Below are 21617 nucleotides of genomic sequence, written 5' to 3'. Positions count from 1 at the left end.
TATAGTTCGCGTTTTGCCGTGACGGAGCCTTTTACCGTGCGCATCGCCTTTGCCGCGCTGGCCGCGCTGTTGAGCCTGGCCGTGCAAGCCGCCCCCACAGCCCCTGCCAGTTTTGATCGCAGCCTGTGGCCCGAACAACTGAACAGCCCGGCGTTGTTCGATGTGGCTTCGCGGGCGGAGATTCTGTCGTTCGCCCGGGTACTGCATGAAAGCGAGCTGCTCGATGATGCGACGCTGGCGGCGCGGCTGGGCTTGCGGCAGATCAACCTGCAGAAGGTTCGCCAACTGCGGGCGCGCATGTGGCAGCGGTTATGGGCAGGCTACCAACAGGCGCAACGCAGCTGCGAGCAGGATGCGTCGTTCTGCTATGCCGTTGAGTCCATGGCGGATCTACGTACCCAGGCGGCGACGTTCGCCACCGATGTCGGCGCGTTCTATGCCGGGTGGGTAGAACCCAGTCACCAGTTCCACAGCCGCTACCTGGACGAACAGCTGCGCAAAGCTGCGCTGCTGCCCCAGACCAGCAGCGAGGTGGAGCGGCTATCTGCACGGGAGCTCGATGGTGAACGCCTGAACGATCGTATGTTCCTGCTGACCTTCGTCGGTGGCCCGGGGCCTGACGGCGGCAGTACCGACCTGCTGGCCGATTACCTGCGCCGGCAAAAGCTGGCGGGTACCTTCTTCGTGCTTGGCAACCGCCTGCAGCAGCGCCGGGATGCCGGCATGCCGACCACCGTGGCCGGGCTTTATCGCGGCCAGTGCGTGGGTATTCAGGGCTGGGAGTACCGCTCGCATGCACAGTGGGTCGATTGGCAGGACTCGCTGCGGCGCAGCCAGGCCCGCGTGCAGGCCGACCTGCCGGAGCAGTACGTGCCGCTGTTCCGCCCCCCTTACGGGCAACGCCGGGCCGATGGCGAGGCGTTCATGGCCAGCCAGCAGTTGCGGGTGTCGTTGTGGGATATCGACGCGCAGGATGACACTGCACTGACTGCCGAAGCCTCGGCGCAACGCGTGCTGACCCTGATGCTGCTGTGGCGCAAGGGGGTTATCCAGCTGCATGACAGCCTGGCCAAGGCGCAACCGGCGGTGGAGTGGTTGCTGCGCAGTACCGCCCAGAGCGGTATCGGCTGGGAAGATTGCCGGGCCTATGGGTACAGCGAATAGAGGTACCACTTCTGAGCGTAGTCGTGTCTGGGCCTGCCGCCAAGGCCTTATCGTCAATCGGAAAAATAAACTTCAAAAACACGTAAAAATGCTTTTTCCGGTCATGGCTTTTGCGGTATGAAGAAACCAGACAGCCGATCCCTGCAGCACAGGTGGCGTCATCCAGACCCTCCTGGCCAGGTTGCTCCCCGCCCGTAACAACGCGGATACGGGGACACGGCAGTCACTCTGCGGCGTAACAGACCACGCCGTGCGGCTTCGACATAAGGTGACCGAGTATGGATGACCAAGGACGCACCCCTTCCTCCAGCAAGCCAATCCTCTATGTGCTCGATACCAACGTCCTGATTCACGACCCCAACGCATTACTCAACTTCGAGGAGCATCACGTCGCCATCCCGATGACGGTGCTGGAGGAACTCGACAAGCTCAAGACCGGTAAACAGACCATCGCCGCAGAGTGCCGGCAGGCCATCCGCCTGATCGACCAGACCCTCGGGGACGCTTCGCCCAGTGATGTCGAGCAGGGCGTGCCGATCCAGCGCAACAAGAGTGGGGCCAAAGGCTTTCTTTCGATCCTGATGAGCCCACGCAACGAGCCTGGCAAGTTGTTGCCGGAACACCTCAACGACAACATCATCATCAACACCCTGCTGGACGTTCGCACCCGGCGCCCCGACCTGGACGTGGTGCTGGTCACCAAAGACATCAACATGCGCTTGAAGGCGCGCGCCTGCGGCATCGCATCCGAGGACTACAGCACCGACCAACTGGTCGATGACGTGTCCTTGCTGTCCAAGGGCTACCACTCGGTCAGCGGTTCGTTCTGGGACCGGGTCAGCAAGGTCGATACCCGCCAGGAGCGCGGCAGGACCTGGCATCGCGTGCACATGATCGACACCCTGCCGGCCGTTCACGTCAACGAGTTCATCATTGACGACCAGGGCTTCGTCGGCTGGGTGAAGGGTATCCGCGACGACGAGTTGCTGCTGCTCGACCTGCACCAGGAGCCACTGCTGCACCAGGAGGCCTGGGGCCTGAAGCCGCGGGACATCCATCAGAGCCTGGCGCTGTTCGCCTTGCTCGACCCGGACATTCACCTGGTCAACCTGACCGGTGCTGCCGGTTCCGGCAAGACCATCCTGGCCCTGGCAGCTGCCATCGAGCAGACCATGGTCAGCAAACGCTACCGGCGCATCATCGCCACCCGCAGCGTGCAGGGGCTGGACCAGGAGATCGGCTTCCTGCCGGGTACCGAAGCAGAGAAGATGGAGCCGTGGCTGGGCGCCATTACCGACAACCTCGAAGCCTTGCACATGGATGATGAAAGCACCCATGGCAGCGTCGAATACATCCTCGAGCGCGTGCCGCTGCAGTTCAAGTCGTTGAACTACATTCGCGGCCGTAGCTTCCAGCAGAGCCTGATCCTGATCGACGAGTGCCAGAACCTGACGCCGCACCAGATGAAAACCATCATCACCCGTGCCGGTTCCGGGTCCAAGGTGGTCTGCCTGGGCAACCTGGCGCAGATCGATACCCCCTACCTGTCCGCGACCAGCTCGGGCCTGACCTACCTGACCGAGCGCTTCAAGGACTTCCCCCATGGCGTGCACATCACCCTGCAGGGTGTACCACGCTCGGTACTGGCCGAGTACGCCGAGTCGCATCTGTAAAACCCTGTCGCCGGGCAGCCCGCTGCCCGGCATCTCCACGAGCGTGTTCATACAGCGGCCAGACCTGCCGACACATACCTCTGCTCAAACCTGACCCACAGGTTTACACTGCAGGCTCCCTTCACAGGAGCAGAGCAGTGCTGACACATCTTGATTCCCAGGGGCGGGCCAACATGGTCGACGTCACTGAAAAGGCCGTGACCGAGCGCGAGGCCACCGCCGAGGCGCGGGTACGCATGTTGCCGCAGACCCTGCAGATGATCGTCGACGGTGAACACCCCAAGGGCGATGTGTTCGCCGTGGCGCGCATTGCCGGCATCCAGGCGGCGAAGAAGACCAGCGACCTGATACCGCTGTGCCACCCGCTGATGCTCACCAGCGTCAAGGTGGAACTCAGCGCGGAGGGCGAGGACGCGGTGCGGATCCTCGCCCGCTGCAAGCTGGCCGGGCAAACCGGTGTGGAAATGGAGGCACTGACCGCCGCTAGCGTCGCTGCGCTGACGATCTATGACATGTGCAAGGCTGTGGATAAAGGCATGGTCATCGAGCAGGTCCGCCTGCTGGAAAAGCTGGGCGGCAAGAGCGGCCACTACAAGGTGCAGGCGTGATGAAAGTCAAAGTGATGTACTTCGCGCGTTACCGTGAGTTGCTGGGTGTGGATGCCGAGCGGGTGGAGGGTGAGTTCATGGTTGTCGACGATGTGCGCCGGGCATTGCTGGGCAAGGGTGGGCCCTATGAACTGCTAGGCGAACAGAACCTGATGTGCGCCCGCAACGAGGAACTGTGCAAGCTGGATGAGCCGGTGGAAGAGGGCGATGAAGTGGCGTTCTTCCCGCCGGTGACGGGGGGCTGAGCATGGCAGTGCGAGTGCAGGAACACGCGTTCGACCCGGGCGTCGAGACCAATGCCATGCATGCGGCCAACGTGGGGGTAGGCGCGGTGGTCGGCTTTGTCGGCTATGTGCGGGACTTCAATGATGGCCGCGAAGTGGCAGGCATGTTCCTTGAACACTATCCGGGCATGACCGAAAAGGCCCTGGCCAAGATCGTGGCCGAGGCCGAGCAGCGCTGGCCGTTGTTGAAAGTGCAGGTGCTGCACCGCATCGGTGCGCTGGAGCCGGGTGAGCCAATCGTGTTCGTCGGCGTGGCCAGTGCCCATCGGCAGGCAGCGTTCGATGCCTGCAACTTCATCATGGACTACCTGAAGACCCGGGCACCGTTCTGGAAGAAGGAAAATACCCAGGAAGGGCCGAGGTGGGTGGAAGGCAGGCAGAGTGACCTGGATGCCGCAGGGCGCTGGTAGTCAAGGGGGCGCCCGCCGTTTGTAGGAGCGGCCTTGTGTCGCGATGGGGCCGCACAGCGGCCCTGGCAATTGATGCGTTGAAGCTGAAATCCTGGGGCCGCTGTGCGGCCCTATCGCGACACAAGGCCGCTCCTACAGGGGGATATGTTCCCAACCACGGGTCAGTGATGCTTGCGCGGCACCGGCTTCAGCAGCTCATCCGGCGGCATCTCGCATTTGATCTTGCGCCCCAGCAGCTCTTCGATCGCCGGCAGCTGATACGAGTCATCTTCCCCGGCAAAGCTGATCGATACGCCATTGGTGCCGGCACGGCCGGTACGGCCAATGCGGTGCACATAATCGTCCGGGTCCTCTGGCAGGGTGAAGTTGATCACATGGCTGATGCCGTCGATGTGAATCCCGCGCCCGGCAACGTCGGTGGCGACCAGAACGGTGATGCGCCCTTCGCGGAAGTTCTCCAGGGTACGAATACGCTTGTGTTGCGGCACGTCGCCCGACAATTGGGCGGCGTTGATGCCGTCGCGCACCAGTTTTTCCTCGATGCGCCGCACTTCGTCCTTGCGGTTGGCGAACACCATCACCCGTTCCCAGCGGTTCTGGGTCACCAGGTTGTACAGCAGCTTGTACTTGTCGCTGCCGGCCACCGCATAGACATGCTGCTCGACCGTTTCGCTGGCCACGTTCTCCGGTTCGATCTCGACGATGGCCGGGTTGGTGGTCCATTGCTTCGCCAGGTTCATCACGTCGTCGGTGAACGTGGCCGAGAACAGCAGGGTCTGGCGCTCGCTTTTGGGCGGCGTCTGGCGAATGATCTGGCGCACTTGCGGGATGAAGCCCATGTCGAGCATGCGGTCAGCTTCGTCCAGCACCATCACTTCGACCATGTCCAGGTGCACCTCGCCCCGCTGGTTGAAGTCCAGCAGGCGGCCCGGTGTAGCCACCAGGATGTCGCAGTGGCGCGCTTCCAGGGCCTTGAGCTGCTTGTCGAAGTCCATGCCGCCGACGAAGCTCATGACGTTCAGGCCGGTGTACTTGGTCAGCGCCGCAGCATCCTTGGCGATCTGTACCACCAGCTCGCGGGTTGGCGCGATGATCAGCGCCCGTGGCTCACCCATGTAGCGCTCTTTGGGTGCAGGGGTCTGCTGCAGCTGGGAAATGATCGAGATCAGAAACGCTGCGGTTTTGCCGGTGCCGGTCTGGGCACGGCCGATGGCATCCTGGCCACGCAGGGTGTAACCCAGCACCTGCGCCTGGATCGGCGTGCAGTAGGGGAAGCCCAGGTCGTGGATAGCGTGCATCACCTCGCTGGACAGCTTGAAATCGTGGAAGCGGGTCTTGCCCTCCTGCGGCTCGACCACGAAGTCTTCCAGTTTCCACAGGCTGGCCTGGGGCTTGGGCTTGCGCTCGCGACGTGGTTTGTCCTTGGCCGGCTTGTCGGCCACTGGCGTTGCGGCGACAGGCGATTCTGCCTTGGGGGTAGGGTTGGCGCGTGGGGCCGCCGGTTGCGCCTCGCTGGCGGGTGCCAGCGCAGGCGGCGTCACACTGGCAGCAGGAGCGGCGGCCTGTGGTGCAGCCTCTCCCTTGCCGAATATTTTCTTGAGTGCCTTGAGCACGATCGTCTCATCAACTGATTAAGGAATGTACGCCGGGCAGTGTAATGCAAGAATCGGGCGTGGCGTAGTGCAATAGGCTGACAACTACACGTGGCCGCTGCTTATTGCAGTTGCCCGGCCAGCCACTCCCAGATGTCGTGCAGCTCTTCCACCAGCACTTCGTGCTCCATCGGGTATTCATGCCAGCGGGCAGCTACGCCCCAGGTGTTCAGGTACTCGAAGGCGGTGCGGCCCATGGCCGGGATCACCACCGGGTCGTGCACGCCATGCAGGCACAGGGCCGGGGTGCGTTGTTGGCAGGCACTGAGCTGGTGTTGGTCATTGAAGGTGGGGGCGTAGGTGGACAGGGCGATGACCCCACCCAGCGCCTCTTGCCACTTTATATAGGCAGTGTGCAACACCACCGCGCCGCCCTGGGAGAAACCGGCGAGGAAGATGCGTGACAAGCTGACGCCTTTGGCCTGCTCCGCCTTGATCAGCGCCACCACTTGCTCGGCCGACTCCTCCAACTGAGCCTCGTCTATGGCGCGGGCCGGGGTCATGGCCTTGATGTCGTACCAGCTGGGCATGGCATAGCCGCCATTGATGGTCACCGGGCGGGTGGGTGCCTGGGGCATCACGAAGCGGGTGCTGGTCAAACGCTCCTGCATGAATTCGGCTACGGGTAGGAAGTCGTAACGGTCGGCTCCCAAGCCGTGCAACCAGATCACACAGGCATCAGCGGTTTTCTGTGGTTCGAGAATCAGCGGGTTGGTCATGACTGCTCCGAAAGAGTGCGGGTGATCGTGTTGTGTGCGTTAAAAAAAGCGCTGCACAGGATTGCCTGAAAAAGAATGTCGCAACGATACAACTTTCCCTACTTGACGAACGCTTAAACGCTCCAGCCAAAACATTTGGTACGCGCTTTGCAGTTCAAGCTGCGATGCAAAGGGCGGGCCGTGACGGTAACACCCTTTGTACGCGAAGGCTGTCATAGAACAGCCCATTGCGCCAATTGACCCAATAACTAGCCAATACGGGTCGGACATGCCTCAAAAGGGTGCGGTGCAATTCCGGCTCGATACAACAAGAGCGATTTGGAGGTTGTGAATGAAAGTGTTGAAAACCACCCTGGCAGTCCTGACCGCTGCCGCCGCGCTGGGCGCCGTGAGCAATGCCCAGGCCGGCGCCACCCTTGATGCGGTAAAGAAGAAGGGCTTCGTCCAGTGTGGCGTGAGCGACGGTCTTCCAGGCTTCTCGGTACCTGATGCACAAGGCAAGATCATCGGTATCGACGCCGATGTCTGCCGCGCCGTGGCCGCTGCCGTGTTCGGCGACGCCAACAAGGTCAAGTTCAGCCAGCTCAACGCCAAGGAACGCTTCACGGCCCTGCAATCGGGCGAAGTTGACGTGCTGTCGCGCAACACCACCTGGACCAGCTCGCGCGATGCCGGCATGGGCCTGGTGTTCACCGGTGTCACCTACTATGACGGCGTCGGTTTCCTGGTCAACAAGAAGCTCGGTGTTTCCAGTGCCAAGGAGCTCGATGGCGCGACCATCTGCATCCAGGCAGGGACTACCACCGAACTGAACGTGTCGGACTTCTTCCGGGCCAATGGCCTGAAGTACACCCCGATCACCTTCGATACCTCTGACGAAAGCGCCAAGTCGCTGGAGTCCGGTCGTTGCGATGTGTTGACGTCCGACAAGTCGCAGCTGTTCGCCCAGCGCTCCAAGCTGGCCGCGCCGACCGAATATGTGGTGCTGCCGGAAACCATCTCCAAGGAGCCACTCGGCCCGGTGGTGCGCAAAGGCGACGAAGACTGGTTCAGCATCGTCAAGTGGACCCTGTTCGCCATGCTCAACGCCGAAGAGGCGGGCATCACCTCGAAGAACGTCGAGGCTGAAGCCAAAGCTACCAAGAACCCTGACGTGGCCCGCTTGCTGGGTGCTGACGGCGAGTACGGCAAGGACCTCAAGCTGCCCAAAGACTGGGTAGTGCAGATCGTCAAGCAAGTCGGCAACTATGGCGAAGTGTTCGAGAAGAACCTGGGCCAAGGTACCGACCTGAAGATCGACCGTGGCATGAACGCCCTGTGGAACAACGGCGGCATCCAGTACGCGCCACCTGTGCGCTGATGGCTGCACCCTGCGGCGGCATCCGGCCGCCGCAGGTTGTTCGAATCCCTATTTCCCGGGGCACTTCATGCAAAATCATATTGGCGCACAAAAGGGTTTATCCCTGAGCGATCCACGTGTGCGCGCGTGGCTGTTCCAGATTCTCACCATCGTTTTCGTGGTCGGTCTGGGCTGGTACCTGTTTCACAATACGCAAACCAACCTGCAACACCGGGGTATCACCTCGGGCTTCGACTTCCTCGATCGCAGTGCCGGCTTCGGCATCGCCCAGCACCTGATCCCCTATGTGGAATCGGACAGCTATGCACGGGTGTTCGTCATCGGCCTGCTCAACACCCTGCTGGTCACCTTCATTGGCGTCATCCTGGCGACCATCCTGGGTTTCATCATCGGTGTGGCACGCTTGTCGCCGAACTGGATGATCAACAAGCTGGCGACGATGTACGTGGAGACCTTCCGCAACATTCCGCCGCTGCTGCAGATCCTGTTCTGGTACTTCGCCGTATTCCTGACCCTGCCGGGACCGCGGGGCAGCATCAACCTCAACGACCTGTTCTTCATCAGCAACCGTGGCCTGAACATGCCTGGTGCCTCCATGGCGGATGGTTTCTGGCCATTTGTCGCGGCGTTGGCGGTGGCGGTGGGGGCGGTCTGGCTGATGGTGCGCCTGGCCAACAAACGCTTCGACGAGACTGGTGTACCGTTCCACAAGTTCTGGGCCGCGCTGGCGCTGTTGCTGGTCATTCCAGGCCTGAGCGTGCTGCTGTTCGGCAGCCCGGTCACGTGGGAGGCACCGCAGCTCAAGGGCTTCAACTTCGTCGGTGGCTGGGTGCTGATCCCCGAACTGCTGGCGCTGACCCTGGCGCTGACGATCTATACCGCCGCCTTCATCGCCGAGATCGTGCGCTCGGGCATCCGTTCGGTCAGCCACGGCCAGACCGAGGCGGCGCGCTCGCTGGGGCTGCGCGAAGGGCCAACCTTGCGCAAGGTGATCATCCCCCAGGCCTTGCGGGTGATCATTCCGCCACTGACCAGCCAGTACCTGAACCTGGCGAAGAACTCGTCGCTGGCGGCCGGCATCGGCTACCCGGAGATGGTCTCGCTATTCGCCGGTACCGTGCTCAACCAGACCGGCCAGGCCATCGAGGTGATCGCCATCACCATGAGTGTCTATCTCGCCATCAGCATCAGCATTTCGCTGCTGATGAACTGGTACAACAAGCGCATTGCGCTGATCGAGCGGTGAGGATACGCCTGTGAATGCCCATGTTTTCAAACCCGATATGCCGCCACCGGTGAAAACCGTCGGCGTACTCGCATGGATGCGTACCAACCTGTTCTCCAGCTGGCTGAACACCCTGTTGACACTGTTTGCCCTCTACCTGATCTGGCTGATCGTGCCACCGCTGTTGCACTGGGCACTGATCGACGCCAACTGGGTTGGCACCACCCGCGCCGACTGCACCAAGGACGGCGCCTGCTGGGTGTTCGTGCAGCAGCGCTTCGGCCAGTTCATGTACGGCTACTACCCCGTCGAGCTGCGCTGGCGGGTCGACCTGACGGTATGGCTGGCGGTGCTTGGCGCAGCGCCGTTGTTCATCAAGCGCTTCCCGCGCAAGGCCATCTATGGCCTGGGCTTCCTGGTGCTTTACCCGCTGCTGGCCTACACCTTGTTGCACGGTGGCCTGCTGGGCCTGAGCAACGTTTCCACCAGCCAGTGGGGCGGGCTGATGCTGACCTTGGTGATCGCCACCGTGGGCATCGTCGGCGCTTTGCCCCTGGGCATTCTGCTGGCCTTGGGGCGGCGTTCGAGGATGCCGGCGGTGAAGGTGGTGTGCGTGACCTTCATCGAGTTCTGGCGCGGCGTGCCGCTGATCACCGTGCTGTTCATGTCTTCGGTGATGCTGCCGTTGTTCCTGCCTGAGGGCATGAGCTTCGACAAGCTGCTGCGGGCGATGATCGGCGTGATCCTGTTCCAGTCGGCCTATGTCGCCGAAGTGGTACGCGGTGGCCTGCAAGCCATCCCCAAGGGCCAGTACGAAGCGGCCGCAGCCATGGGCCTGGGGTACTGGCGGGCGATGGGCCTGGTGATCCTGCCGCAGGCGCTCAAGCTGGTGATCCCTGGCATCGTCAACACCTTCATTGCCCTGTTCAAGGACACCAGCCTGGTGATCATCATCGGCCTGTTCGACCTGCTGAACAGTGTCAAGCAAGCCGCCGCCGACCCGGCCTGGCTGGGTATGGCTACCGAGGGCTACGTTTTCGCCGCCCTGGTGTTCTGGATTTTCTGTTTCGGTATGTCCCGCTACTCCATGCACCTGGAGCGCAGGCTGGACACTGGCCACAAGCGTTAGGAGTTTCGAAATGAGTGAAGCGATCAAGCAGCCTGCCGGCCCCGAAGGGATCATCCAGATGCAGGGTGTGAACAAGTGGTACGGTCAGTTCCATGTGCTCAAGGACATCAACCTCAATGTTCGCCAGGGCGAGCGTATCGTGCTGTGCGGGCCGTCCGGCTCGGGCAAGTCCACCACCATCCGTTGCCTCAACCGCCTGGAAGAGCACCAGCAGGGGCGCATCGTGGTCGATGGCGTGGAGCTGACCAACGACCTCAAGCAGATCGAGGCGATCCGCCGTGAAGTGGGCATGGTGTTCCAGCACTTCAACCTGTTCCCGCACCTGAGCATTCTGGAGAACTGCACCTTGGCGCCGATGTGGGTGCGCAAGATGCCGCGCCGCAAGGCCGAAGAGATTGCCATGCATTACCTGGAGCGGGTACGTATCCCGGAGCAGGCGCACAAGTACCCAGGGCAGTTGTCTGGTGGCCAGCAGCAGCGCGTGGCGATTGCCCGGGCGTTGTGCATGAAGCCGAAAATCATGCTGTTCGACGAACCCACTTCGGCCCTGGACCCGGAGATGGTCAAGGAAGTGCTCGATACCATGGTGGGTCTGGCCGAAGATGGCATGACCATGCTCTGCGTGACCCACGAGATGGGCTTTGCCCGCACTGTGGCCAACCGGGTGATCTTCATGGATAAAGGTGAAATCGTCGAGCAGGCGGCACCGGATGACTTCTTCGACCGGCCGCGCAGCGACCGGACCAAGTTGTTCCTCAGCCAGATCCTGCATTGATACAGCCGGGGCCGCAAAGCGGCCCCGATGTTTACTTCTCTTCTTGTGGGGCAGCGGGTGCCGGTGGCGGCCGCAGCCCCACCTCTGCCACCAGCTTCAGCTGCTGCCCGTTACGCATCACCTCGATGGTGATCTTCTCGTTAGGCTTGATCCGCGCCACCTGGTTCATCGACTTGCGCCCGTCACCTGCCGGTTCGCCGTTGATGCTCAAGATCACGTCCCCCAGCTGCAGCCCGGCCTTGGCCGCCGGCCCTTCGCGGAAGATGCCTGCAACCACGATGCCTGGGCGGTCCTTCATGCCGAACGACTCGGCCAGTTCCTGGCTCAGTGGCTGCACTTCGATACCCAGCCAGCCGCGGATCACCTGGCCGTGCTCGACAATCGACTTCATCACCTCCAGTGCCAGCTTGACCGGGATGGCGAAGCCAATGCCCTGCGAGCCACCAGACTTGGAGAAAATGGCCGTGTTGATGCCGACCAGGTTGCCGTTGGCATCGACCAGCGCACCACCGGAGTTGCCCGGGTTGATCGCGGCGTCGGTCTGGATGAAGTCTTCGTAGTTGTTCAGGCCCAACTGGTTGCGGCCGGTGGCGCTGATGATGCCCATGGTCACGGTCTGGCCAACGCCGAACGGGTTGCCGATGGCCAGCGTCACGTCACCGATATGGATGGTGTCGGAGCGGCCGATGGTGATGGCGGGCAGGTTCTTCAGGTCGATCTTCAATACCGCCAGGTCGGTCTCCGGGTCGCTGCCAATGACCCGGGCCAGGGTCTCGCGGCCATCCTTCAAGGCCACCACGATCTGGTCGGCGCCACTGGTGACGTGGTTGTTGGTCAGCAGATAGCCCTCGGGGCTCATGATCACTGCCGAGCCCAGGCTCGATTCCCAGCGGCGCTGCTTGGGCAGGTTGTCGCCGAAGAAGCGGCGGAACTGCGGGTCTTCGAACAGCGGGTGGGCGCTCTTGTTGACCACCTTGGTGGTGTACAGGTTGACCACCGCCGGGGCCGCGAGGGTCACGGCGTCGGCGTAGGACACCGGGCCCTGCATGATCTTCGTGGTCTGCGGTGCCTGCTGCAGGTTGACGTCCTGGCTGGGCAGGCCGACCCATTCCGGAAACCGCTGGATGATCAGCACGGCGATCAATACGCCGGTAAGCAGGGGCCAGCCAAAGTAACGCAAAGCCTTGAACATGAACGAGTCCTGAAAAGAGCGGGGGCCAGTGGCCGCGCGGTGGGGCATGAGCGCGCGCGATCATACACCGGTTCCCCCAGTGCCGGCGACGGCCCATAATGGCCGGCATTATACGGGCGTTCCCTGTGCGTTGCGCCTGGGCAGTGTGCAGTTTTCGAGGAGATTTTCATGGCCGTCGCGCTAAACACCCTGGTTGAAGAAGCCGAGCGTTACCTGGGCAGCGCCAGGATCCAGGACTACTGCCCCAATGGCCTGCAGGTCGAAGGCCGGCCGCAGGTCAGCCGTATCGTCAGCGGTGTCACCGCCAGCCAGGCGTTGCTGGATGCCGCGGTCGAGGCCGGAGCCGACCTGGTGCTGGTGCACCACGGCTACTTCTGGAAGGGCGAAAACCCCTGCATCACCGGCATCCGCCAGCGCCGCCTGAAAACCTTGCTGAACAACGACATCAGCCTGCTGGCATTCCACTTGCCGCTGGATGTACACCCTGAGGTGGGCAACAACGTGCAGCTGGCGCGGCAACTCGAGATTACCGTCGAAGGGCCGCTTGACCCGGAGAACCCCAAGGTGGTCGGGCTGGTCGGTTCGCTGGCCGAACCGGTGACCGCCCGCGATTTTGCCCGGCGCGTGCAGGAGGTGCTGGGGCGTGAGCCGCTGCTGGTCGAAGGCGACGAAATGATCCGCCGGGTCGGCTGGTGTACCGGGGGCGGGCAGGGCTATATCGACACGGCGATTGCCGCCGGGGTAGACCTGTACCTGACGGGCGAGGCGTCGGAGCAGACCTACCACAGTGCGCGGGAGAATGGCGTCAGCTTCATCGCCGCAGGGCACCATGCCACCGAACGGTACGGGGTGCAGGCGCTGGGTGATTACCTGGCGCGGCGGTTTGCCGTGGAACACCTGTTCATCGATTGCCCGAACCCGATCTGACCTTACCGGCCCCTTCGCGGGCACGCCCGCTCCCACGGGGATCGCGCATTTCTTGAACTCAGCGCCAAACGTGTGGGAGCGGGCGTGCCCGCGAAGGGCTGCAAAGCAGCCCCAGTAACGCTTAATTGAGCAGGCATTAGCCTAACCCCCAGTCATATCGTTAGACTTTTTCGATCTAGCTGGCCGCCTAAATAGAAGCAGCCGCTGTGATACAGTGATCCGCTCGAACACGGCCCGCAGGCCGTCCATAAGATCGTTTTTCGTGAGTAGCCATGGTCGACAAACTGACGCACTTGAAACAGCTGGAGGCGGAAAGCATCCACATCATCCGCGAGGTGGCCGCCGAGTTCGACAACCCGGTGATGCTGTACTCGATCGGCAAGGATTCCGCCGTGATGCTGCACCTGGCGCGCAAGGCCTTTTTCCCGGGCAAGCTGCCGTTCCCGGTCATGCACGTCGACACCCAGTGGAAATTCCAGGAGATGTACAGGTTCCGCGACAAGATGGTCGAGGAAATGGGCCTGGAGCTGATCACCCACGTCAACCCCGAGGGTGTGGCGCAGGGCATCAACCCGTTCACCCATGGCAGCTCCAAGCACACCGACATCATGAAGACCCAGGGCCTGAAACAGGCGCTGGACAAGCATGGTTTCGACGCCGCCTTCGGTGGTGCTCGCCGCGACGAAGAGAAGTCGCGGGCCAAGGAGCGTGTGTATTCGTTCCGTGACAGCAAGCACCGCTGGGACCCGAAGAACCAGCGCCCCGAGCTGTGGAACGTGTACAACGGCAAGGTCAACAAAGGTGAGTCGATCCGCGTCTTCCCGCTGTCGAACTGGACCGAACTGGACATCTGGCAGTACATCTACCTCGAAGGCATCCCGATCGTGCCGCTGTACTTCGCTGCCGAGCGTGAAGTCATCGAGAAGAACGGCACCCTGATCATGATCGACGACGAGCGCATCCTCGAACACCTCTCCGAGGAAGAGAAAGCCCGCATCGTCAAGAAGAAGGTGCGTTTCCGTACCCTCGGCTGCTACCCGCTCACGGGCGCTGTCGAGTCGGAGGCCGAAACGCTCACCGACATCATTCAGGAAATGCTCCTGACGCGCACTTCCGAGCGCCAGGGCCGGGTCATCGACCACGATGGCGCCGGTTCCATGGAAGACAAGAAACGTCAGGGCTATTTCTAAGCTTCAAGTTACAAGCGGCAAGCTGCAAGACAGAAGCGGAGCGAGTAGTTTCTGAGTTTTGTGGTCTGCCGCCTGCATTGCGGGCGCACAGGGAGTGCCTGCAGTGGGTTTTGAGAGGTTGCTGGTTTGGCAGAGAAGTAAAAATTTAGCCGTTGCGATATATCGGGCATTTGCTGGGTGTCGGGATTTTGGATTCAGGTCCCAAATCACTCGAGCAGCCGTTTCAGTCCCCTCCAATATCGCTGAGGGAATGGAGCGCAGAGGAATGCGGGAGAAAGCATGGTTCCTGAGCGTGGCGAAGGCTTCCTGCGCAGAACTGCGGACCCAACTGATCATCGCCGGTGAAATTGGTTATTTGCCTGCCGAATTGGCCAACGACTGGATAACTGAAACCCGTGAGCTATCCAGAATGCTTGCTGGGTTGATCAACAAAATTTCTAACTAGCTGTACGCCGACAAGCTTGCTGCTTGAAGCTTACAGCTTGGAGCTTGAATGCAATGAGTCATCAATCCGATCTGATCAGCGAGGACATCCTCGCCTACCTGGCTCAGCACGAGCGTAAAGAACTGCTGCGTTTCCTCACCTGCGGCAACGTGGATGACGGCAAGAGCACCCTGATCGGGCGCCTGTTGCACGACTCCAAGATGATCTACGAGGACCACCTCGAGGCCATCACCCGCGATTCGAAAAAGTCTGGCACCACCGGCGAAGAGGTCGACCTGGCGCTGCTGGTAGACGGCCTGCAGGCCGAGCGTGAGCAGGGCATCACCATCGATGTCGCCTACCGCTATTTCTCCACCGCCAAGCGCAAGTTCATCATCGCCGACACCCCGGGCCACGAACAGTACACCCGCAACATGGCCACCGGCGCATCCACCTGTGACCTGGCGATCATCCTGGTCGATGCCCGCTATGGCGTGCAGACTCAGACCCGCCGCCACAGCTACATCGCGTCGCTGCTGGGCATCAAGCACATCGTGGTCGCGGTCAACAAGATGGACCTGAAGGGCTTCGATGAAGGCGTCTTCGAGGCCATCAAGGCGGACTACCTGAAGTTCGCCGAAGCCATCAACCTGACCCCGAGCAGCCTGCACTTCGTGCCGATGTCGGCGCTCAAGGGTGACAACGTGGTCAACCACAGCGAACAATCGCCGTGGTACACCGGCCCGACCCTGATGGAAATCCTCGAAACCGTCGAAGTGTCGGCTGACCGCAACTTCACCGACCTGCGTTTCCCGGTGCAGTACGTCAACCGGCCGAACCTGAACTTCCGCGGTTTTGCCGGTACCCTCGCCAGCGGCGTGGTGCACAAGGGCGACGAAATTGTCGTGCTGCCGTCGGGCAAGAGCAGCCGGGTCAAGTCCATCGTCACCTATGAAGGTGAACTGGAAAGCGCCGGCCCAGGCCAGGCCGTGACCCTGACCATGGAAGATGAGATCGACATCTCCCGTGGCGACCTGCTGGTGCATGCCGACAACGTGCCACCGGTCACTGACCAGTTCGATGCCATGCTGGTGTGGATGGCCGAAGAGCCGATGCTCCCGGGCAAAAAGTACGACATCAAGCGCGCCACTAGCTACGTGCCGGGCTCGATTGCCAGCATCACCCACAAGGTTGATGTGAACACCCTCGAGAAGGACGCCGCCAGCGCCCTGCAGCTGAACGAGATTGGCCGCGTCAAGGTATCCCTGGACAGCGCTATTGCCTTGGACGGTTACGACAGCAACCGCACAACCGGTGCGTTCATCGTCATCGACCGCCTCACCAACGGCACCGTCGGCGCCGGCATGATCATCGCCCAGCCAGTCTTGCCGCATGGCAGCACCGGCCAGCATGGCAAACAGGCCCACGTGTCTACCGAGGAGCGCGCCCTGCGTTTCGGTCAGCAGCCAGCCACCGTGCTGTTCAGTGGCCTTTCTGGCGCCGGCAAGAGCACCCTGGCCTATGCCGTTGAGCGCAAGCTGTTCGACATGGGCCGTGCAGTGTACGTGCTCGACGGGCAGAACCTGCGCCACGACCTGAACAAGGGCCTGCCGCAGGACCGCGCTGGCCGCACCGAAAACTGGCGCCGTGCCGCCCATGTGGCGCGCCAGTTCAACGAAGCCGGCATGCTGACCCTGGCAGCGTTCGTGGCCCCGGATGCCGAAGGCCGCGAACAGGCCAAGGCACTGATCGGCAAGGATCGCCTGGTAACGGTTTACGTACAGGCGTCCCCACTGGTTTGCCGCGAGCGTGACCCACAGGGCCTGTACGCTGCCGGTGGCGACAACATCCCGGGTGAAAGCTTCCCGTTCGATGTGCCACTGGATGCCGACCTGGTGATCGACACCCAGGCCACCAGCGTGGACGAAGGCGTTAAACAGGTGTTGGACGTACTGCGTCAGCGTGGTGCGATCTAAGCGCTGGCCTGCACTACCAAAAACCCCGCTTCGGCGGGGTTTTTTTGTGCAGGTTGTCTCACGCCTGGTGATGCGCCAGGGGGGCGTGCTTGCCGTTCAGATGTGGTGTTCCGATACAGGAATTACCCGGCGCTCCTTCACCGCCTTGTACGAAAAACTCGAATAGATCTCCTTCACCCCCGGCAGCCGCTGCAGCACCTCGCGGGTGAATTCGCCGAACGATTCCAGGTCCCTCGCCAGAATCTCCAGCAGAAAGTCGTAGCGCCCAGAGATGTTGTGGCAGGCGACGATTTCGGGAATTTCCATCAGCCGCTGCTCGAACGCCAGGGCCATGTCCTTGGTGTGCGAGTCCATCATGATGCTGACAAAAGCAGTGACGCCGAAGCCCAGTGACTTGGGCGAGAGCACGGCCTGGTAACCGGTGATGTAGCCGCTGTCCTCCAGCAGTTTGACGCGGCGCCAGCAGGGCGAGGTGGTCAGTGCCACCTGGTCGGCGAGTTCGGCAACGGTGAGGCGGGCGTTGTCCTGCAGGGCGGCCAGCAAGGCGCGGTCGGTGCGATCGAGGCTCGAAGGCATGTTTTGCCCTCCTGCTTGTTTGATTGTTGTTTTCTTTCCACCAAGCAGGCCGATGTGTGGGCTACTTTGGAAAAATTCGGGCAGCTCGGTGGCATAAGCTTATAGCAAACCACAAGAGGCTGTTGCCATGCGCGACTCCCATAACAACACCGGTTTTTCCACGCGAGCCATCCACCATGGCTACGACCCGCTGTCCCATAGTGGCGCGCTGGTGCCGCCGGTTTACCAGACCGCCACCTATGCCTTTCCCACTGTTGAACACGGCGCAGCGTGCTTTGCCGGGGACGTGGCAGGGCATTTCTACAGCCGCATCTCCAACCCCACATTGGCGCTGCTGGAGGAGCGCATGGCTTCGCTGGAGGGTGGTGAGGCAGGCTTGGCGCTGGCGTCGGGGATGGGCGCGATTACCTCGACAATCTGGACCCTGCTGCGCCCCGGCGACGAACTGATCGTGGGGCATACCTTGTATGGGTGCACCTTTGCGTTTCTGCATCACGGCATTGGCCAGTTCGGGGTGAAGGTCCGTCACGTCGACCTCAATGACGTCAAGGCTTTAAGGGCGTCCATCACCCGCAAGACACGCATGATCTACTTTGAAACGCCAGCTAATCCCACCATGCAACTGGTGGATATCGCGGCGGTCGCCGAGGTGGCCCGTGGTCATGACTTGCATATCGTGGTCGACAATACCTATTGCACGCCCTACCTGCAGCGGCCACTGGCGTTGGGGGCGGACCTGGTGGTGCATTCCGCGACCAAGTACCTCAGTGGCCATGGTGATATCACCGCGGGGTTGGTAGTGGGGCGCAAGGCGCTGGTCGACCGCATTCGTCTGGAAGGGCTGAAAGACATGACCGGGGCGGTGCTGTCTCCGCATGACGCGGCTTTATTGATGCGCGGGATCAAGACCCTTGCACTGCGCATGGACCGCCACTGCGCCAACGCACTGGAGGTGGCGCAGTTCCTGGCTCGGCAGCCTCAGGTCGAGCTTATCCACTACCCGGGCTTGCCATCGTTCGCCCAATACGAGCTGGCGCAGCGGCAGATGCGTTTGCCGGGCGGGATGATTGCTTTTGAGCTCAAGGGTGGCATCGAGGCCGGGCGCAGGTTCATGAACGCACTGCAGCTGTTTGCCCGGGCGGTGAGCCTGGGGGATGCCGAATCGTTGGCGCAGCACCCGGCGAGCATGACCCATTCCAGCTATACGCCAGAGGAGCGGGCGCATCACGGGATCTCGGAGGGGTTGGTGCGCTTGTCGGTGGGGTTGGAGGATGTGGAAGACCTGCTGGCGGATGTCGAGCAGGCATTGCAGGCTTGCAGCTAGGTTGTTTGGGCTGGCCGTTCCATAGAACAGTACATAACTTATTGATTTAGCAGGCACCTGTGGGAGCGGGCGTGCCCGCGAAGAATCCAGCGCGGTGGCTGGCACCGGCTACGCCGGTGTTCGCGGGCACGCCCGGTCCCACAGATATTACGCAGATTTCAAATGCTTCGGCGTACCTGGGCTGCCCACAAAAAAGGCCTCTCGCGAGGCCTTCTTCATGTTCAGCGAATCAACGCTTGAGCCCGTAGCTCTCGTCGAGCATGCCCGGGGAATTCGGCACCTTTGGCGCATAATCGCGCGGCACTTCGGCAGTGTCCTTCGGTGGGGTCAGGCGATCACGGGGGCCATGTGCACCTTCGGAGTGCAGGGCGGCCAACAGGCGCTGGCGGGTCAGTTCGTCCAGCGCCAGGGTGTTGGCACCGTCGGCCAGGTGGTCCTGGACATCCTGGTAGCTCTGGGTCAGCTTCTTGACCAGTACTGCAGTGCTGTTGAAGTGGGTCACCACTTCGTTCTGGTAGTTGTCGAAGCGTTTCTGCATTTCATCCAGCTGGCGCTGTGTGCTGCTGGGCGCGGCATTGGGCAGCAGGCGAGCCACGACGAAACCGACGACCACGCCAATGACCAGGGCCAAGGTCGGCAACAACCAAACAAGGAGCGAGAGTTCCACGAGTCCTTCCTCTATAAACGGCTTTGCTTTACGTTAACGGCTCAGACCTGCGCTGTATACCGCGAGCGATCGCAAATCAGAACAGAATTCCTCACCTAGACGAAACGACCCACCCCGAGGTCACGGAGTAGTGCCTTGCTTGTCCGCGAAACCCCCTTGTTCATCGATGGCCCCAGTGGCCAGTTGGAAGCCTTGTACCTGGACGTGGCCGATGCCCGCGGCGCGGTGCTGATCTGCCACCCCAACCCGGTTCAGGGCGGCACCATGCTCAACAAGGTGGTCTCGACCCTACAGCGCACCGCCCGTGACGCCGGCTATGTGACCCTGCGGTTCAACTACCGGGGCGTCGGGCAGAGCGCTGGCAGCCACGACATGGGCGCAGGCGAAGTGGCCGATGCCGAGGCTGCTGCGGCCTGGCTGCGCGATAAGCACCCGCAATTGCCGCTGGTGCTGATGGGCTTCTCGTTCGGCGGCTTCGTTGCCACCAGCCTGGCTGGCCGCCTGGAGGCGGGTGGGGTGAGCCTGCAGCACTTGTTCATGATTGCCCCAGCGGTAATGCGCCTGACCGACGAATTCCCCCTGCCACAGCAATGCCCGATCACCGTGGTGCAGCCGGAGGCCGATGAAGTGGTCGCGCCGCAGCTGGTTTACGATTGGTCCGACAGCCTGTCGCGCCCCCATGAGCTGCTGAAAGTGGCAGAATGCGGACACTTCTTTCATGGCAAGCTGACCGATCTCAAGGATCTGCTGCTGCCGCGCCTTTCGAACTGAGCCAAGCCTGAATAAGCGAACACCCATGACCACGCGCATTCTCACCGGTATCACCACCACCGGCACTCCGCACCTGGGCAACTACGCCGGCGCCATCCGCCCGGCGATCCGTGCCAGCCAGCAGCCCGGTGTCGACTCGTTCTACTTCCTGGCCGACTATCACGCGCTGATCAAGTGCGACGACCCGCTGCGCATCCAGCGCTCGCGCCTGGAAATCGCCGCCACCTGGCTGGCCGGTGGCCTGGACGCCGGCAAGGTGACCTTCTACCGCCAGTCCGATATTCCGGAAATCCCCGAGTTGACCTGGTTGCTGACCTGCGTTGCGGCCAAGGGCCTGCTCAACCGTGCACATGCGTACAAAGCCTCGGTGGACAAGAACGTGGAAGCCGGTGAAGACCCGGATGCCGGCGTGACCATGGGCTTGTTCAGCTACCCGGTGCTGATGGCGGCCGACATCCTGATGTTCAATGCCAACAAGGTGCCGGTGGGCCGCGACCAGATCCAGCACGTGGAAATGGCCCGGGACATCGGTCAGCGTTTCAACCACCTGTTCGGCCAAGGCAAGGACTTCTTCGCCCTGCCAGAGGCGGTGATCGAAGAAAGCGTGGCGACCCTGCCGGGCCTGGACGGGCGCAAGATGTCCAAGAGCTACGACAACACCATTCCGTTGTTCACCAGCGCCAAGGACATGAAAGACGCCATCTCGCGCATCGTGACCGATTCGCGTGCGCCTGGCGAAGCCAAGGACCCGGACACTTCGCACCTGTTCACCCTCTACCAGGCCTTCGCTACGCCAGAACAGTGCGCCGGGTTCCGCGACGAGTTGTTGCAGGGCCTGGGCTGGGGCGATGCCAAGCAGCGCCTGTTCCAGTTGCTGGACGGCCAGTTGGCGGAAAAACGCGAGCACTATCACCAGCTGATCGCGCGCCCGGCCGACCTTGAGGATATCCTGCTGGCGGGGGCCGCCAAGGCCCGCAAGATTGCCACCCCGTTCCTGGAGCAACTGCGCGAGGCGGTTGGCCTGCGCTCGTTCCGCAGCAGCGTGCAAACCAGTACCGAAGTGAAGAAAAAGGCCGCCAAGAGCGCGCGTTTCGTCAGCTTCCGTGATGAGGACGGCAGCTTCCGCTTCCGCCTGCTGGCCGCCGACGGTGAGCAACTGCTGTTGTCGCGCAGCTTTGCCGACGGCAAGAGTGCAGGTGCGGTGAGCAAGCAACTGCAGCAGGGTGCTGAGGCCGATGTGCGTGTGCAGGGCCTGGGTTTCGGCTTGTGGCTCAACGGTGAACAGGTTGCCGACGGGCCGCAGTTCGCCAGCGCTGAAGCGCGGGATGCAGCCATTCGAAGCCTGCACGAAGCCCTGGCCCCACAACAGGACTGAGGCAATTCGCCGCAACTCCAATTGCCATAAAGCGGGCCGGTCGCTACAGTGACGGCCCGTTTTTTGTTGCCTCGCTAACGAATCATGACTCCCTTAGAACGCTATCAAGCAGATCTGAAACGTCCCGACTTCTTCCATGACGCGGCGCAGGAAACTGCTGTGCGTCACCTGCAGCGCCTGTACGACGACCTGGTAC

22 protein-coding genes are annotated in these 21617 nt (G+C 61.9%); 17 read left to right on the top strand and 5 right to left on the bottom strand.

What is annotated here, in order from left to right:
• Positions 1–36 precede the first annotated feature (36 nt).
• The 5 genes from APH30_RS07005 to moaE all read left to right on the top strand — a co-directional run bounded on the left by APH30_RS07005 (position 37) and on the right by moaE (position 4139).
• Complete coding sequence (locus tag APH30_RS07005; protein ID WP_054912054.1) at positions 37–1164, top strand: polysaccharide deacetylase family protein; 1128 nt, start codon at positions 37–39, stop codon at positions 1162–1164.
• 278 nt (positions 1165–1442) lie between these two features.
• Positions 1443–2837 carry a PhoH family protein gene (locus tag APH30_RS07000; RefSeq protein ID WP_054912053.1) on the top strand — a complete coding sequence of 465 codons (1395 nt, stop codon included), beginning with the start codon at positions 1443–1445 and terminating at the stop codon, positions 2835–2837.
• Positions 2838–2974: 137 nt separating this feature from the next.
• Positions 2975–3445: a cyclic pyranopterin monophosphate synthase MoaC gene (gene moaC / locus APH30_RS06995; RefSeq protein ID WP_054912052.1), complete on the top strand. Its 471-nt coding sequence runs from the start codon at positions 2975–2977 to the stop codon at positions 3443–3445.
• Positions 3445–3690, top strand: coding sequence for a molybdopterin converting factor subunit 1 (gene moaD, locus APH30_RS06990; RefSeq protein WP_054912051.1), 246 nt, complete (start codon positions 3445–3447; stop codon positions 3688–3690). Before moaC ends, moaD begins: the two co-directional genes overlap by 1 nt.
• A gap of 2 nt (positions 3691–3692) precedes the next feature.
• Complete coding sequence (gene moaE / locus APH30_RS06985; RefSeq protein ID WP_054912050.1) at positions 3693–4139, top strand: molybdopterin synthase catalytic subunit MoaE; 447 nt, start codon at positions 3693–3695, stop codon at positions 4137–4139.
• A gap of 161 nt (positions 4140–4300) precedes the next feature.
• On the opposite strand, the gene rhlB is transcribed toward moaE, so the two are convergent.
• Both rhlB and APH30_RS06975 read right to left on the bottom strand, forming a co-directional pair.
• Entirely contained in the window at positions 4301–5752 is a 1452-nt protein-coding gene (rhlB, locus tag APH30_RS06980) for an ATP-dependent RNA helicase RhlB (RefSeq protein WP_054912049.1), read from the bottom strand.
• Between the two features lie 101 nt (positions 5753–5853).
• The gene (locus APH30_RS06975) at positions 5854–6510 is read right to left on the bottom strand and encodes an alpha/beta hydrolase (RefSeq protein WP_054912048.1); all 657 of its coding nucleotides are present in this window, start codon (positions 6508–6510) and stop codon (positions 5854–5856) included.
• Positions 6511–6841: 331 nt separating this feature from the next.
• On the opposite strand from APH30_RS06975, the gene APH30_RS06970 reads away from it, so the two are divergent.
• The 4 genes from APH30_RS06970 (at position 6842) to APH30_RS06955 (ending at position 10999) form a co-directional block, all read left to right on the top strand.
• Entirely contained in the window at positions 6842–7870 is a 1029-nt protein-coding gene (locus APH30_RS06970; protein ID WP_009684450.1) for an amino acid ABC transporter substrate-binding protein, read from the top strand.
• Positions 7871–7937: 67 nt separating this feature from the next.
• Positions 7938–9116 (top strand): amino acid ABC transporter permease, encoded by a 1179-nt coding sequence (locus tag APH30_RS06965; RefSeq protein ID WP_054912047.1) that lies wholly within the window; start codon positions 7938–7940, stop codon positions 9114–9116.
• 10 nt (positions 9117–9126) lie between these two features.
• Positions 9127–10224: an amino acid ABC transporter permease gene (locus APH30_RS06960; RefSeq protein ID WP_054912046.1), complete on the top strand. Its 1098-nt coding sequence runs from the start codon at positions 9127–9129 to the stop codon at positions 10222–10224.
• A 10-nt stretch (positions 10225–10234) separates the two neighbouring features.
• Entirely contained in the window at positions 10235–10999 is a 765-nt protein-coding gene (locus tag APH30_RS06955; RefSeq protein ID WP_003251792.1) for an amino acid ABC transporter ATP-binding protein, read from the top strand.
• Positions 11000–11030: 31 nt separating this feature from the next.
• On the opposite strand, the gene algW is transcribed toward APH30_RS06955, so the two are convergent.
• Entirely contained in the window at positions 11031–12191 is a 1161-nt protein-coding gene (gene algW / locus APH30_RS06950) for a Do family serine endopeptidase AlgW (RefSeq protein ID WP_009684447.1), read from the bottom strand.
• A gap of 168 nt (positions 12192–12359) precedes the next feature.
• On the opposite strand from algW, the gene APH30_RS06945 reads away from it, so the two are divergent.
• The 4 genes from APH30_RS06945 to cysN all read left to right on the top strand — a co-directional run bounded on the left by APH30_RS06945 (position 12360) and on the right by cysN (position 16708).
• Positions 12360–13118, top strand: coding sequence for a Nif3-like dinuclear metal center hexameric protein (locus tag APH30_RS06945; protein WP_054912045.1), 759 nt, complete (start codon positions 12360–12362; stop codon positions 13116–13118).
• Between the two features lie 272 nt (positions 13119–13390).
• Positions 13391–14308, top strand: a complete 918-nt coding sequence (gene cysD, locus APH30_RS06940) for a sulfate adenylyltransferase subunit CysD (protein WP_009684445.1) — start codon at positions 13391–13393, stop codon at positions 14306–14308.
• A gap of 103 nt (positions 14309–14411) precedes the next feature.
• Positions 14412–14753 carry a four helix bundle protein gene (locus APH30_RS06935; RefSeq protein WP_054912044.1) on the top strand — a complete coding sequence of 114 codons (342 nt, stop codon included), beginning with the start codon at positions 14412–14414 and terminating at the stop codon, positions 14751–14753.
• A 53-nt stretch (positions 14754–14806) separates the two neighbouring features.
• Positions 14807–16708, top strand: coding sequence for a sulfate adenylyltransferase subunit CysN (gene cysN, locus APH30_RS06930; RefSeq protein ID WP_009684444.1), 1902 nt, complete (start codon positions 14807–14809; stop codon positions 16706–16708).
• A gap of 96 nt (positions 16709–16804) precedes the next feature.
• On the opposite strand, the gene APH30_RS06925 is transcribed toward cysN, so the two are convergent.
• Entirely contained in the window at positions 16805–17284 is a 480-nt protein-coding gene (locus tag APH30_RS06925; RefSeq protein WP_054912043.1) for an Lrp/AsnC family transcriptional regulator, read from the bottom strand.
• Between the two features lie 127 nt (positions 17285–17411).
• On the opposite strand from APH30_RS06925, the gene APH30_RS06920 reads away from it, so the two are divergent.
• Entirely contained in the window at positions 17412–18608 is a 1197-nt protein-coding gene (locus APH30_RS06920; RefSeq protein ID WP_054912042.1) for a methionine gamma-lyase, read from the top strand.
• A 229-nt stretch (positions 18609–18837) separates the two neighbouring features.
• Here APH30_RS06920 and APH30_RS06915 read toward each other — a convergent pair whose 3' ends face one another.
• Complete coding sequence (locus APH30_RS06915) at positions 18838–19275, bottom strand: YhcB family protein (RefSeq protein WP_009684440.1); 438 nt, start codon at positions 19273–19275, stop codon at positions 18838–18840.
• A 135-nt stretch (positions 19276–19410) separates the two neighbouring features.
• Here APH30_RS06915 and APH30_RS06910 point away from each other — a divergent pair, with 135 nt between their 5' ends.
• The 3 genes from APH30_RS06910 to zapE all read left to right on the top strand — a co-directional run.
• Positions 19411–20046: an alpha/beta hydrolase gene (locus APH30_RS06910; protein ID WP_054905345.1), complete on the top strand. Its 636-nt coding sequence runs from the start codon at positions 19411–19413 to the stop codon at positions 20044–20046.
• A gap of 25 nt (positions 20047–20071) precedes the next feature.
• Positions 20072–21421 carry a tryptophan--tRNA ligase gene (locus APH30_RS06905; RefSeq protein WP_054912041.1) on the top strand — a complete coding sequence of 450 codons (1350 nt, stop codon included), beginning with the start codon at positions 20072–20074 and terminating at the stop codon, positions 21419–21421.
• Positions 21422–21505: 84 nt separating this feature from the next.
• Positions 21506–21617 (top strand): AFG1/ZapE family ATPase (gene zapE, locus APH30_RS28635; RefSeq protein ID WP_156326379.1); only part of this gene is annotated, 112 nt, incomplete at its 3' end.

It is taken from the genome of Pseudomonas sp. NBRC 111127, assembly GCF_001320345.1.
Lineage (GTDB): Bacteria > Pseudomonadota > Gammaproteobacteria > Pseudomonadales > Pseudomonadaceae > Aquipseudomonas > Aquipseudomonas juntendi.
This window is presented reverse-complemented; position numbering and strand designations above follow the sequence as displayed.

Bases quoted from the DNA above. Each gene is read 5' to 3' on its own strand.
- algW (WP_009684447.1), bottom strand. From the start codon at position 12,191: ATGTTCAAGGCTTTGCGTTACTTTGGCTGGCCCCTGCTTACCGGCGTA.
- moaD (WP_054912051.1), top strand. From the start codon at position 3,445: ATGAAAGTCAAAGTGATGTACTTCGCGCGTTACCGTGAGTTGCTGGGT.
- cysN (WP_009684444.1), top strand. From the start codon at position 14,807: ATGAGTCATCAATCCGATCTGATCAGCGAGGACATCCTCGCCTACCTG.
- APH30_RS06975 (WP_054912048.1), bottom strand. From the start codon at position 6,510: ATGACCAACCCGCTGATTCTCGAACCACAGAAAACCGCTGATGCCTGT.
- moaE (WP_054912050.1), top strand. From the start codon at position 3,693: ATGGCAGTGCGAGTGCAGGAACACGCGTTCGACCCGGGCGTCGAGACC.
- APH30_RS06905 (WP_054912041.1), top strand. From the start codon at position 20,072: ATGACCACGCGCATTCTCACCGGTATCACCACCACCGGCACTCCGCAC.
- cysD (WP_009684445.1), top strand. From the start codon at position 13,391: ATGGTCGACAAACTGACGCACTTGAAACAGCTGGAGGCGGAAAGCATC.
- APH30_RS07000 (WP_054912053.1), top strand. From the start codon at position 1,443: ATGGATGACCAAGGACGCACCCCTTCCTCCAGCAAGCCAATCCTCTAT.
- APH30_RS06965 (WP_054912047.1), top strand. From the start codon at position 7,938: ATGCAAAATCATATTGGCGCACAAAAGGGTTTATCCCTGAGCGATCCA.
- APH30_RS06920 (WP_054912042.1), top strand. From the start codon at position 17,412: ATGCGCGACTCCCATAACAACACCGGTTTTTCCACGCGAGCCATCCAC.
- APH30_RS06955 (WP_003251792.1), top strand. From the start codon at position 10,235: ATGAGTGAAGCGATCAAGCAGCCTGCCGGCCCCGAAGGGATCATCCAG.
- APH30_RS06970 (WP_009684450.1), top strand. From the start codon at position 6,842: ATGAAAGTGTTGAAAACCACCCTGGCAGTCCTGACCGCTGCCGCCGCG.
- APH30_RS06945 (WP_054912045.1), top strand. From the start codon at position 12,360: ATGGCCGTCGCGCTAAACACCCTGGTTGAAGAAGCCGAGCGTTACCTG.
- APH30_RS06925 (WP_054912043.1), bottom strand. From the start codon at position 17,284: ATGCCTTCGAGCCTCGATCGCACCGACCGCGCCTTGCTGGCCGCCCTG.